General features: G+C 71.2%; 6 protein-coding genes. 4 read left to right on the top strand and 2 right to left on the bottom strand.

Features of this window, described 5'->3' with window-relative positions:
- Positions 1–38: 38 nt before the first annotated feature.
- Together WME95_RS50815 and WME95_RS50810 are read right to left on the bottom strand one after the other, a co-directional pair.
- Positions 39–4,961: a MopE-related protein gene (locus tag WME95_RS50815; protein WP_437911122.1), complete on the bottom strand. Its 4,923-nt coding sequence runs from the start codon at positions 4,959–4,961 to the stop codon at positions 39–41.
- Complete coding sequence (locus tag WME95_RS50810) at positions 4,955–5,896, bottom strand: hypothetical protein (protein ID WP_437906358.1); 942 nt, start codon at positions 5,894–5,896, stop codon at positions 4,955–4,957. The genes WME95_RS50815 and WME95_RS50810 overlap by 7 nt, the downstream gene beginning before the upstream one ends.
- A 656-nt stretch (positions 5,897–6,552) precedes the next feature.
- On the opposite strand from WME95_RS50810, the gene WME95_RS50805 reads away from it, so the two are divergent.
- The 4 genes from WME95_RS50805 to WME95_RS50790 all read left to right on the top strand — a co-directional run bounded on the left by WME95_RS50805 (position 6,553) and on the right by WME95_RS50790 (position 13,274).
- On the top strand, positions 6,553–7,050 hold the full coding sequence (locus tag WME95_RS50805) for a type VI secretion protein (protein WP_437714904.1): 498 nt from the start codon (positions 6,553–6,555) through the stop codon (positions 7,048–7,050).
- 79 nt (positions 7,051–7,129) lie between these two features.
- Positions 7,130–8,473 (top strand): type VI secretion system baseplate subunit TssK, encoded by a 1,344-nt coding sequence (gene tssK / locus WME95_RS50800; RefSeq protein WP_437714903.1) that lies wholly within the window; start codon positions 7,130–7,132, stop codon positions 8,471–8,473.
- On the top strand, positions 8,470–9,270 hold the full coding sequence (locus WME95_RS50795) for a DotU family type IV/VI secretion system protein (protein ID WP_437906357.1): 801 nt from the start codon (positions 8,470–8,472) through the stop codon (positions 9,268–9,270). Before tssK ends, WME95_RS50795 begins: the two co-directional genes overlap by 4 nt.
- Positions 9,267–13,274, top strand: coding sequence for a type VI secretion protein IcmF/TssM N-terminal domain-containing protein (locus WME95_RS50790; protein WP_437906356.1), 4,008 nt, complete (start codon positions 9,267–9,269; stop codon positions 13,272–13,274). The genes WME95_RS50795 and WME95_RS50790 overlap by 4 nt, the downstream gene beginning before the upstream one ends.
- Positions 13,275–13,284: the final 10 nt, after the last annotated feature.

The following is a 13,284-nucleotide window of genomic DNA, read 5'->3' as shown; positions in this document are numbered from 1 at the left end:
CCGCCCACGTGGGTACCACTGCCGGACACCGCTTGAGCTCAAGGCATGCTGGCGATCGCGACGGAGGTGAACCCACTGCGGCTGGTGTCGACTCGAACGGGAATCGTCCAGTCCGTGCAACCGGTGTTGCCCACCCCCAGCGCTGTACAGCGCGTATGCTCGATGCGTGCGGAATTCTGGCTCACATAGGCGAGCTCGACAACGGCTTCGAAGCCGGGCCCCCTACCGGTGCCTCGGGCGATCGCCGGTGAGCCCACGATGCGAAACGGGTTGCCACCGGAGTCGACGAACGGCAGTGGCGCGGACGGAGACCAGGTGTTTGCATTCCGGCGGTAGAAGCTCGTACGCAAGTGCCCAGCCGGCTCGCCCTCGCCGGCTCGGTAGGCGAGCGCGGCGTCGCCTCCAGGCAACGCTGCGAGCGCGACCGGGGCCGCCGTCGTCGCGGAGCCAAGTCGGACTGGTGTCCCCCAGTTCGTCGCCCCGTTGCGCGTTGTCCAGAATATCTGATTCCCGACGACGACGACCATGAGCAGGTCTTCGCTGCTCGTGGCGATCATCGCGACCGACGAGGGCGGCGTCCCGCCCATGCCACTGAGGTCCGGCGTTCCTCTATCAACCCACGAGTTCATCCCGGTCCGCTCAAATGCCCGTCCGGCGCTCGGCGCATTGACGGGGAAGGCCATCCATGGACGCTCTGTCTGAGGCAGCACCGCGAGACCGAACCCGATCTCGCTCACCCCCGGGGACTCGACGGAAGCCGCCGTCTCGGGTGCTGCCGACCAGCTACCTCCCGCGAACTGGAGATAGAAGTAGTTGTCCAGCGGATCGGGCATCCCCGTCACGTCCTCGAAGTATGCCGCACTTGTCCGTGTCCCGAGCGAGCTGAGCACCGGCGCGCCTGTCGTCATTAGCTCGGTGCCCAGCGGAGCCGCGAAGGGCGACCACGTCTCGGTCTCGTATGACCACCGCGTGTAGCGCAACGGGGCCGCCCCCTCAAGCTGGGAGTCTCGCACCAGCCCGATCCCTTCCGCGACGTTCAGCGTCAACGCCGGCGGCGACCCGGTCGATGCACCGCTCAGCGCCGCCGCGGTCCAACTTCCTCCGGGATGGAAGTGAGCGCCGACGAGCGAGACGGTGTCCCCCTGGTTCGTGCTGCGCCTACCCAGGATGAGCACCGTGTGCCGCGAGCAGATGCGCCGCGTTCCGTCGTTGGACAGCGTGCAGAGCGCCCCCGGCGCGCACTCGGAATCGCTCGTGCAGCTCGTCGCGCAATTGCCGGCCATGCACACATAGTTCCCGCATGGCGTCATGTCGGACATGTGAGCGTCATCAGGACACACGCCGCTCACTCCATTGCAGCTCTCCGCGACGTCGCACCCCCCCGCCCTTGCCTCCCTGCACTCCGCTCCCGCCGCACTCACTACGTCTCGCGGGCAGGCCGTGTTCGTGCCATCGCACGTCTCCACCACGTCGCACGTCCCCGCCAACGCTCGACACACTGTATCGCGCGGGACGGTGGAGCACGTCCCCAAGCTCCCACTCAGGTCACATACCTGGCAATCGCCGTCGTCGCCGCCACCGCATGCCGTATTGCAGCAGACCCCATCGACGCAGTGCCCGCTCGCGCACTCGACCCCGTCGGCGCACGGACCACCGTTGGCCAATAGGGTCGTCGAGCACGTCGCGCCGACGCAGGCCATCGGCCCGCAGCTCGCCGAGGGCGCATCGACGCACCGCCCCTGGCCATCGCAGGTATCCGCCTGATTCAAGGTGACGCCGTCCGCCGCGCAGCTCGCGCCGCCGCACACCGTACCCGTCGGATGCAGCTGACACGAGTCCTCCCCGCTGCACACGCCGGTCATCCCACAGGTGGACTCGGACTGCGCCGCGCATTCGTTGTCAGGATCTTCGCCCATGAGAACGCTCGCGCACTGGCCGTTTCGGCCGTAGCGCTTCTTGTCGGCAGAGCAGGCCTGACAGGTTCCCGTGCAAGCGGTATCGCAGCAGACGCCGTCGACGCAGTGCCCGCTCGCGCAGTCGCTCGCGCGCGAGCACTGCTGCCCCTCGTCCTCCTTCGTCACGCAGCGCTCGCCGTCGCAGTACGCGGTCGGCGCACAGTCCTCGATACGCCCGCACCGCTCCAGGCAGGCGCCGGCTGAGCAGCGGTAGTTTCCGCAGCTCGCACCGGCGCCGTCCACGCACGCGCCGTCGCCGTCGCAGAGGCCAGGGCTGAACGCCGTCAGCCCGTCTGCGCTGCATCTCGCCGATGCGCACGTCGTTCCACCGGCATGGAATTCACATCGACCGAAGCCGCTGCAGAAGCCGGTCGTGCCGCAGGTCGTCGGCGCCTGGTAAGCACACTCGTTGTCCGGGTCACGCCCAGCCCCGATGAGCCCGCAGGCGCCGTCAGGACCACCCCCCGGCCCCTTCCTCGCCGCGGTGCAAGCCTCGCACGCCCCGTTGCACGGAAGGTCGCAGCACACGCCATCCACGCAGATCCCACTCAGGCACTCCCTCGCTGCGCCGCACGTCGTGCCGTTGACCTTCTTCGCGACGCAGGTCAGCCCGTTGCAATAGGCCGTCGTGGAGCAGCCCGCATCGCCCACCCGCGAGCAATCGTGCTGACAGGCCCCCGCGAAGCAGACGGCGTTCCCGCAGTCCGTGGTGCCCGCCTCAGCACAGTCGCCCGCGCCGTTGCAGAGCGGTGCGCGGGAGGCGCCCGACAGGTCCGCCGTGCATGCGGGCTCGCCGCACGTCGTGCCCACCGGATAGAGCTGGCACCGCCCTCCGCCGTCGCAGAACCCGTTCGTGCCGCAGGAGTTGCGCCCTGCGTCGGAGCACTCGTTGTCCGGGTCCGCCATGGGCGTGATGGGCTCGCAGCGGCCGTTCTCTCCCCGACCTTTCTTCGCGTTGCTGCATGCCATGCACAGGCCGGCACAGTCCGAATCGCAGCAGAACCCGTCGACGCAGTTCCCCGAAGCACACTCGCTAGCGTTCTCGCACCGAACACCGGGCCCCTTCTGCGCGCAGAAGCCGTCCGTGCAGACATTGCTCGCGCAGTCACCGTTCCCGACGCAGCGCTGACCGACGGCGCACTTCACCGAGCACGGGCCGCCACAGTCGATGTCCGCCTCAGTGCCATTGCGGACGAGGTCGGCGCAGGTCGGCTCTGCGCAGGTCTGCTCGACGCACACGCTGCTCAGGCAGTCCCTCCCCGAGAGGCACCGTGCGCCGCTGGTGCATCGTGGACATGAGCTCTCTCCCCCGCAGTCGGTGTCGGTCTCGCTCCCGTTCCGCACCCTGTCCGTACAGCTCGATACCTGGCAGATGGAGTTACTGCATCGAGAGCTCCTGCAATCCCGGTCAAGGACGCAAGCCCTGCCGTCATCGCAGCTCGCGCAGCCTGCCCCGCCGCAGTCGGTGTCGGTCTCGCCGCCGTTCCGCACGTCGTCGTCGCAGCCAGGCGAGATGCACACGTGGCTCGCGCAGACGAGGCTCCCGCAGTCGCGCGGAATGTCGCACGACTGACCGATGGCGCAGGCGATCGGGCAGCTGCCACCACAGTCGATGTCCGCCTCGCTGCCGTTCCTCCGCCTGTCGTTGCACGTCGCCGCGCGGCACGTGCCGCTCTCGCAGACGAGGCTCTCGCAGTCGGAGTCCTGGTTGCACCTCTTCCCCGGCGCGCACGTCGCCCCGCACACCCCTCCGCAGTCAGCGTCCGACTCGGCGCCGTTGAGCACGGTGTCGAGACAGCAGAGATTGCCGTTGTCGATGATGCCGTTGCAGTCGTTATCGACGCGATCGCACCCCTCGAGCACGGGGAGGTTCACCTGGCGGCACTTGAGCTCACCGCCCTCGCAGGTCTTGACCCCGACCGCGCAGGCGCCCCTGAGCTCCGGGTTCTCGGTGATCAAGCACTGCTCTCCGCCGCCGGGGTTGCCATCGTCGGGGAGGCCGTTGCAGTCGTCGTCCACCCCGTTGCATTGCTCCGCCGCCGCGAAGATGGTCTGCTGGCAGTCGAGGCCCTTTGGACCGCACACCGTGATACCGTTGCGGCAGGGACCGAGCACGCCGGACACCGAGCAGGGCAGCCCCTCGCCCAGATCGCCTTCGTCGATCTCCTCGTTGCAGTTGTCGTCCCCCAGGTTGCATATCTCGGGCCTGGGCAGGACATATCCCTTGCACGGCCCCCACGTCCCAGCGTCGCACACCTGCGTGCCCGTCGCGCACTCGCCAACACCTGCCACCGCCGGGTCTGGATGACAGCTCTGGGTGTTTCCGTCGACGCAATCGCACGAGTCGTCCGGCACCCCATCGCAGTCCTCGTCAAACCCGTTGCACTCATCGATCCCAGGGAGCGCGTCGCCCTTGCAGTCGCCCCAGGCGCCGCCGTCGCACGTCTGCTTGCCCTGCTTGCAGCTCCCCACCCCGAGCGTCGATTCCCTGCCGCCGTAGCAGAATTGCTCCTGTCCGGGCGCGCACTCGCACCCTTCATCCACGGCGCCGTCACAGTCGTTGTCGCGCTCGTCGCAGATCTCCTCGGAGGGCAGGAGATCGCCAACGCAGTCCCCCCAGACGTTGTTCGCGCACTCCTGGATGCCTGTGTGGCAGAGCCCTACGCCGCGCGTGAGCGGCGATCCGCCATAGCACTCCTGCCTTTGGCCCGCCTCGCAGGCCGACCCCTCATCGACGACGCCGTCGCAGTTGTCGTCGATGCCGTTCGGGGTCTCGTCATTCATCCCCGCCTGGGGGCCACAGGCGTCCGGCAGGCCCTTCTCGTCGCAGGCGGGCACGAGGAGGTGGCAGGCGCCGACCCCGCACTGGAGCGGGGGAAGCGGCGCTCCGCCGTTGCACGGGTTGTCACCGTAGTCGGTGTCGATGCCGAGCACCGCCGTGCAGCTCAGCACACCGAAGACGAGCACCAGGCCCGCAGCGAATCGCCAGTACGCGCGCATCACCATGTCCACGTCGCCCCCACGTAGCCTTCGGACCGTCCTGACGCGCCCACGAGGATCACGGGCGTAGAACGCCTCACGATCGTAGGGCCGTTCGCTCTGCCGAGCCGCACACGTTCAGGCTCCGTCACGAGGAGCAACACCACCCCCGCAACGCCGACGAGACCGATAGGTAGCGCCACCGTGCTCACCACGCCCATCGTGGCGGCACGATCCGCGGCGCCCTCGCCCTTCTCATTGCAGAAGCCGCCCGCGCAGTTCGTCGTGATCGTATCCTTCTGCCCCGCCGCCACCACGCCCGTCGCCACGCTGGTTGCTATCCCGCCGAGCCCCAGCACCCCCGCCGCGATGTACCCGCCGAGCCTCCACCCCGACATGCCGTCGTCGACGGCGGGCGGCAGCAACACCGGCACAGGCTCGAGCGGCCGGCTATATCGCACCGTCTTCGCCTCATCGCCGGGCTGCGCCACCGTCAGATCGATCGTCAGGCGCTCTTTCCGGTTCACGAAGAACCGCCTGTCCCGCGGCGGCCCCCCGGGCGGCTCGGTCCTCACCCACTGCTCTCCCGGATCGACCGGCATCGGCACCCCGAGCACCACCGGCACCGCGTCCGGGCTCGCCTTCGACGACCGCGTCACCTTCGTCCCCTTCGGCGCCGCCTCCGGCAGCCGGAACGTCACCCGGGGGATATCGGCGTCGAGCCGCTCCCGCCTCTCCAGCGCGAGCTTCTGCCGCGCCGCCTCGTCCTGCTGCTCCGGAGGGGACAGGCGCTCGAGCGCGTCGAGGTATTCATCGTAGTGCAGCGCCGCCGTGGCGATGCGCCCCGCCCGCTCCTCGCACTCGGCAAGATGAAACAGCGTCCGCGGCCGCTTCTCCAGCCGATAGCTCTTGCGAAGCAGAGGACACGCCGCGTCGTGACGACCGGCCTGAAGGTCTGCCATCCCTTTCTCGAAGAGCTGCTCTGGATCGCTCGCGCTGGCCGGCGCCGTCGACCCGAGCAGCGCGCACCCCAGCAGGACCGCCGCCGCCCAGCTGCCAGACCGACAGCCGAGACAACGACGCGGCGAAGAGGAGAGTTGGTCGGACCCCGCGCAGGTCGAAGCGGACATCTCAGGTGCTCCATCGAGGTGGCATGAAGGTCATGGCGCCTCCGCGCCCGTCGTGCGCAGCCGGCATCTCCTCCACAACCAAGTCCCCGCTGCATCTTACGTGGGTGCCTAGCGCGGGCCAACGGAATAGTGCGCGGTCACGAGCCCCATAGCCGCCGGCTCGCGCGGCGCGAGACCGAGCCCGTCTCCTCTCCTGCGAGCCCCTCCGAGGTCGTTCCTTCCTCAGATTCCTCAGACCCCGGCACACCGCGCCGGCCCTGCACACACGAACATCTCGACAAGAAGAGGTATTTCGTGTGTCGGACTCGTTGCCAGTGCGCCTGAAGCATTCCGCGCGCGCAGCACCGAACCAGCCGGCGCCGTGTCGTTCGACGCGGCGCTCATGGCTCGTTGCAGCAATCGGGCGAGCGCCTCGCCCGCATCGGCCGCTTCACCGGCCTCTGCAGTTTTTTTCCATGCGCCGCGCGCCCCCAGTTACCATCGCTTCCATGCCGTACCCGACCGGCGTCCGGGGGCGCCGGAGTTCGCTCCGCCGCATCCTCGGGGCCCTGCTGGCGGCCTGCGCGCTTATGGGTTGCGGGGGCGGGGTGGTCGCTACTCGCCTTCTTCTCGAGATCCGCATCGCCGCGCTGGCGAACCAGAACTCCCCGATCCCTGTCACGCTCCTCGCCGTCTATGACACGAAACTGTTCGAGCGCCTCGCCGAGATGTCGGCGAAGCAGTGGTACGAGCAAAGGGATCAGCTCCGGCGTGATTTCCCTGGCGGAGACGCGTTCACGGAGTGGGAATGGGAGTTCGTGCCCGGGTACACGCCGCCTCCCGTCGTGGTGGAGATCCCCCGAAACGCGAAGCCGCTCGTGTTCGCCAATTACCGCGCGCCCGGATCCCACCGCATCCGCCTCGGCTCCCAGCAGCGGATCCGGATCGAGCTGCAGGACGGCGACTTCGCCGTGACCACCCTCGAAGCCCTGGAGCAGAACCGATGACCGCGGGCAAGCTCCCGACGCGCCGCGCCACGGACAGCCACGCTGCCAGGCAGCCACGCCTCGCCAGGAGAGCTCACGCATGAGACGCCCCGCGGAAGTCCCCGCCGCCGTCCAGTGGCACGACGGCATGCTGCTCTCGCCGCAGCACTTCCAGGAGGCCGCGCGGCGCTCCGAGCGCCTCCTCGATTACCACCTCGGGCAGCTCCACCCGTTCCATTACGGGGTCCACCACCTCGAGATCGACGCCGGGCTGCTCGCGAGCGGCACGCTGCGCGTCCTCGAGGTCGAGGCCGTGCTCCCCGATCACCTCGTCGTCCATCACACCGCGCGCGATCCCGAGCTCCAGGTCGACCTCAAGCCCCACGCCGCCGAGCTCGCGGCAGGCCCCCTCACCGCGTACCTCGCCGTTCCCAAGGAGCACCTCGGCGGCGCCGCGACCGGCGGCGATCTCGCCCGCTATCGCTCGATCGAAGGAGCGCCGGTCCCGGACGACAACACGGGAGAAGAGCCGCTCCCGATTCCGCGCCTCGTCCCGGTGGCGCGCCTGCTCGTCGCGGCCGCGCCGCCGGCCCGCTTCGTGTGCCTGCCCGTCGCGGAGCTGCGGCGCGAAGGGGAGGCGTTCGTGCGCACCGAGTACCTGCCGCCGAGCATGACCGTCCCCCTCACCTCGCCGCTCGGCGCGATGTGCGGCCAGATCACCGCGCGGCTGCGTGAAAAGGCGCTGCGGCTCGCCGACAGGCTCAGCGCGCATTCTCGCAGCAAGGAGCGAGACGTGCTCGAGGAGCTGCGCCGGCAAATCCACGCCCTCGTCACCGCCTTGCCCCCCTTCGAGGTCGTGCTCGGCACGGGCAGATCTCACCCCTACGCCCTCTACCTCGCGCTGTCCTCCCTCGTCGGCCACCTCGCTGCCCTCGCCCGCATGCCGGTCCCGCCCGTCCTGCCCGCTTACCAGCACGACGATCTGCGGGTCACCTTCAGCACCGCGCGCGACCACGTCTTCCGCCTCGTCGACGAGGGCATCCTGGAGTCGTTCACGGCGCACCCCTTCGACTTCGGCGATGGGCGCTACCAGGTGGAGTTCCAGCGGCGCTTCGCCGGGCGGCCCGTGCTCGTCGCCGTGCGCGGCCGCCGCGGGGCGCAGGAAAAGGACGTCGTGAGCTGGGTCGAGGGCGCGCTCATCGGCTCGGCGCGCCGCGCGCGCGAGATGCAGCAGAGCCGCGTGCTCGGCGCCGGACGGCGGCGCGTCGATCGCCACGGGGATCTGATCGCGCCCGCAGGGACCGTGCTCTTCGAGCTCGAGCCGTCGAGCCCCTACCTCGATCTCGGCGAGCCGCTCCTCATCTTCAACACGGGAGATCCCTCCGCGGCCGCCGGGCCTGCAGAGCTCGTCCTGTACGTGAAAGCGACCGACGAGCGAGCATGACGGCAGGAGCCACAGCCACCGTGGAGACGCCACGACGGGAGGCCCCGGCCCCTCTCCAGGGGAGCCCCGTGCAGGCGCTCGCGGGGAGCACGCTCCTGCTCGACGCCTTCCATGCGTTCTACGCCGAGGTCGTGCGGCAGCGACAGCTCGTCACCCTCGCGCACGGAGGGCTCGCGCCAGGCATCGAGACGGTGCGGCAGCGCCTCGTCGACTTCCTGGAGACCCAGGCCGTCTCGCTCGGCCGCAAGCTCACCAAACACGAGCTCCGGGCCTACGACGACGCCCAGTACGTGATGGCCGCCATGGCCGATGAGCTCCTCCTCCAGGCCGAATGGGACGGGCGGTACGCATGGGCGGAGCGCCCGCTGGAGGCGCACATCTTCCACACCTACGTCTCCGGCGAGCGCATCTTCCGCAAGCTCGACGACGTGCTCTCCGGACACGACGCGGCCCCCTCCGCGCTGCTGCTCGTCTACCTCGCCGCCCTCGCGCTCGGCTTCCAGGGCAAATACCGCGCGCTCGGCCTGCGCGACAAGCCCGAGCGGTACCGGCAGGACCTGGCGCTCCACCTCCAGCGCGTCGATCCCACCCTGGCCACCGGGCTCACCGAGCTCTGCCCCCAGGCCCACGCGCACACCCTCGGAGGCTCGTCGCGGAGCCGGCTGCCGTCGCTGCGCGCCGGCGTCGTTCCGCTCGCCGTCGTCGCGGGCTTGCTGGTGCTCGCCGCGCAGGGGGTCTGGCTGTACCGCGTCGATCGCGTGGTCGAGGAGCTCGACCGGATCGAGGGCGCGCCGTGAGCTGGCCCCTCGCGATCGTCCTCGCGCCGCTCGTCGCCGCGCTCGTCGGGCTGGCGCTGTTCCTCCGCGCGCGCCGCCGGCGCCCCGCGGCAGGCGCCGCGCCGATCGGCGATCTCGAGCGCGAGATGGCGCGGCTCTTCACCGCGGCGCGCGCGGCGCTCAGGGCGTCGCCCGACGAGATCCCGTGCTTCCTCGTGCTCGGCGCCGCCGGCGCCGGCAAATCCACGCTGCTCGCCGGCGCCGGGCTCACGCCGCGCTCCGGGACGACCGCGCGCTCGCTGGGCGATCCGTCGATATGCCAGGTGTGGCTCTTCGAGCGGGCGATCTTCGTCGAGCCGGCGGGGCGGCTGCTCGCGAACGAGCCGCAGGGCGGCGGGGCGCCGCACGCGTCCGGCTTCCGCGCCGTCCTCGAGGCGATGCGGCGCGCGCGCTCCGATCGGCCCGTCGACGGGATCCTCGTCGCGCTCTCCGCCCGCGACCTGCTCGACAGCGACGGCGCGGCGCCGGCCCAGCAACGGGAGATCGCCCACCTGCGCCAGCGGCTCGACGAGGCGCAGCAGCACCTCGGGATGCAGGTCCCCGTCCACCTCGCGATCACGCAGAGCGACCGGCTCGACGGGTTCGACCGCTTCGCGCACGAGCTCGACCCCGATCTCCGCCAGGCGACGCTCGGCTGGGCGCAGCCGGGCGCCGCCTGGGTCGCGAGCACCGCGGGCCTCGTCGACGAGGCGCTCGGCAGCGTCGGCGCAGCGCTCTCCGCGATGCAAGCGCGCCGCCTCGCGGCGGACCGGCCGTTCGTGACGGGCGTCGAGGCGTACTTCCTCTTTCCGGACGCGCTCCTCGCGCTGCGCGAGCCCCTGAGGCGGGCGCTGGAGGACCTCCTCCGCCCGGACGATGGCGGCGAGCCCGTCGCGGTCCGGAGCCTGTCCTGGGTCGGCCTGGAGCCGCCGGCGCAGGCCGAGCCCGCGCAGCCCGCGACGCCATCGGAGCGGCCGGCCGGGCGACGGGCGCTCTTCGCGCGGGATCTCCTCGAGAGGAAGGTGATCGCCGAGGCCTGCCTGGCGCGCCCGACCCGCCTCACGCTGCAGCGGCGGCAGCGCGTCGTGCGGGCGCTGAGGATCGCCACCGTCGCGCTCGCGCTCCTCTACAGCGTCTTCCTCGGCCTCGAGAGCAACCGCCTGGAGCGCCACGCCGCGTCGCTGCTCCCCTTCCTGAGCGACCTGGCGGCGAGCCTGCGCCACATGAAGCTCGAGGACCCCAGCGCCGACCCCTCGGGCGCGGTGCGCGCGGAGCGATCCGTCCGCCTGCTCCAGGGGCTGAGCGCGATCGAGGGCACGCGGCTCCGCTCCGCGCTCGTGCCCGGATCGTGGCTGAGCGGCATCGACGCGCGGATCGAGCAGGCGATCGCGAGCGCCTACGAGCGGGTGATCCTCGACGCCTTCCGCGTCGGCCTCCACGCGAGGACGGGCCCGCTGTTCGGCGAGCCCCCCGCGCTGCCCCCCGCGGGCGCGGAGATCGCCGCGGCCACGTTGGAGCGCACGCCGGAGTACGTCGCGCTCGAGGCCTGGCTGCGCGAGGCGGCCGCGTTCGAGGGGCAGGTGGCGCGCTTCGAGACGCTCGTGGCCGGACCGCCGAAGGATCCCACGGCCGAGGCCGGCGACGCGCGCGTCCAGAGCGTGGCCGATCTGACCGAATCCGTCCTCCAGCACAGGCTCCCGCCCGCGCGCACGACGGCCTACCAGCGGCGCGCGCTCCTCGCCATCCCGCCCCTCGCGCCCTTCGGCCTCGACGCGTACCGCGATCCGGCGCGCGCCCGGTCCGATCGCCTCTTCAGCCAGCTCTACCAGCGCATCTCGCGGACGCTCGACGAGGCCGCGCTGCGCGCGGACGTCGACGCGCTCGTCCGGGGGCTGAAGGAGCTCGAGCGCGGCGGCCCCGAGTACCGGTCCGCGAGCCTCGCCGCGCTGCACGACGCGATCGCGCGCACCGAGGCGCGGCTCGCCGCGCCCACCCTCTCCTGGGTCGCGGCCGACAAGCTCCCGCCGAACGCCGCGCTCGATCGCCTGCTCGCGGCGGTCCGCACCTTGAAGCTGCTCGGCGATCCGGCCTACGGCCTGGTGAAAGACGACGGCGAGGGGCGGCTCCTGCTCCTGAAGAGCTACCTCGGGGGCGCAGAGACAGCGCTCTCGGGGCCGCTGCTCGTGCGCAAGGAGGGCGAGGTGCAGCTCCAGCTCTCGCCCTTCGTCGCCGCCCTGAAGGAGCCCTCGACCGCGCTCCTGCGCCAGCGCTTCATGGAGCCCGTCGACAACGTGGATCCGCTGCCGGCGACCCTCGACGACGCGCGCCTGAGCTGGAACGTCGAGGAGCTCAAGGAGGGCGCGAAGCGCCTCAAGGAGTACGAGGCGTTCGCGCAGGAGGAGGGGCTCAAGAGGTTCCCGGAGAAGGTGCGGGGCACGCTCGGGGAGCTCGCCCTGCGCAACCTGCGGGACAACGTCCTCGCCGCGGTGGGCAAGGCCGCGCGCCGGGAGATGGCCCCGCCTCCGAGCGAGTCGCGCCGCGTCGAGACGGTGCGCGCCGACGTCGGCACCCTCGCGCTCGCGAGCGAGCCGCTGCGGGAGATCCTGGCGGCCGCGGGGCGCCTCGGGCTGGAGGAGGTGCGCGATCGCGTCCGCGCGCTCGTGCGCGGCCAGGGCGCGTACCTGCTCACCCTCGCCAGCCGGACGCTCGAGGCCGACGGGCTCTACGAGGTCAAGAACGGGACGTTCCTCTGGTGGAACGGCGAGCGCAGCCCGGCGTTCGAGGCGTTCGGCCTCGCCGACGGCGACGGGGCGCAGCTCGCGGAGTACGCGGTGGCGCAGCGGGGCCGGGCCGACGCCCTGACCCGCGCGCTCGCCGAGCCCGTCCTCGGCTTGCTGGAGAGCGCCGAGGTCGCGGCCGATGCCCGGTCCGTCAACGGCATGGCGCCGTGGCAACACATCGTCGGGGCGCTCCGCGATTACGAGGGGAAGAAGGCCGGCAACAGCGTCGCCGCCCTGGAGCGCTTCCTCCTCAACGACCTGCCCACGGTCACGTTCGAGAACTGCATCGCGCAGATCGAGCGCGTGCCGGTCGACGTGCGCTCGGACGACTACTTCGCCAGGCGGCGCCGGCGCATCCTCGTCCTGCTCCGCGATCGGTGCGCCACGCTCGCCGCGGAGGAGATCCGCACGAAATACCCGAGCCTCCGCCGCTCGTTCCACCGCTCGCTCGCGGACCGCTTCCCCTTCGCGCGGCTCGAGCCGGGCGTCGAACGGGAGGACGCGAACCCCGATGACGTCCGGCTCTTCCTTCAGAGCGCGAGCGACTTCCGCAAGCGCTTCCGGCCCGTGCTGTCGCTGCGCGGCGGCGCCGCCGCCCGCGACGTCGTGCGCTTCCTCGACCGCATGGAGAAGGTGCGCGAGTTCCTCGCGCCGATGTGGGCGCAGGGGGACGCGACGATGGATGGCTCCTTCGACGTCACGACCACCTTCCGCGTCAACCAGGCGCGCGAGGTGGCGGGCAACCAGATCGCCGAGTGGAGCCTGCGGATCGCCGAGGAGCGGCTGTTCCTGGGCGGGCCGAAGCCGACCGCCACCTGGCGGCTCGGCGACCCGGTCCAGCTCACGCTCCGGTGGGCGAAGAACAGCCCCGACGTCCCGTCGGTCGAGCAGAACGCCGGCGCGGTCGCGAAGGAGCGGACGGCGACCTTCGAGGCGAGCGGCCCCTGGGCGCTCCTCCGGCTCATCGCGACGCACACGCACGCCGCGGAGGAGGCGGAGCTGAAGAAGGAGGACGCCGTCGCCAACATCCTCCAGCTCGTCGTGTTCACGATCCCCGATCCCGCCGGCGGCTGGCTGGAGCGGGCCGGCACGACCGGCGGCTCGGCCCGGGTGTTCGTGCGGCTCGGCCTCGTCGGCAAGGAGAAGGACAAGCAGCTCAAGTACCCCGATTTCCCGACGACCGCTCCGGTGCTCGACAGCGAGTAGCGCGGCAGCA

The sequence above is a fragment of the Sorangium sp. So ce327 genome (assembly GCF_051530205.1).
Lineage (GTDB): Bacteria > Myxococcota_A > Polyangia > Polyangiales > Polyangiaceae > Sorangium > Sorangium cellulosum_B.
This window is presented reverse-complemented; position numbering and strand designations above follow the sequence as displayed.

Excerpts from the sequence above, each read along its gene's own strand:
- WME95_RS50815 (WP_437911122.1), bottom strand. The coding sequence starts at position 4,961 with ATGGTGATGCGCGCGTACTGGCGATTCGCTGCGGGCCTGGTGCTCGTC.
- WME95_RS50810 (WP_437906358.1), bottom strand. The coding sequence starts at position 5,896 with ATGGCAGACCTTCAGGCCGGTCGTCACGACGCGGCGTGTCCTCTGCTT.
- WME95_RS50805 (WP_437714904.1), top strand. The coding sequence starts at position 6,553 with ATGCCGTACCCGACCGGCGTCCGGGGGCGCCGGAGTTCGCTCCGCCGC.
- tssK (WP_437714903.1), top strand. The coding sequence starts at position 7,130 with ATGAGACGCCCCGCGGAAGTCCCCGCCGCCGTCCAGTGGCACGACGGC.
- WME95_RS50795 (WP_437906357.1), top strand. The coding sequence starts at position 8,470 with ATGACGGCAGGAGCCACAGCCACCGTGGAGACGCCACGACGGGAGGCC.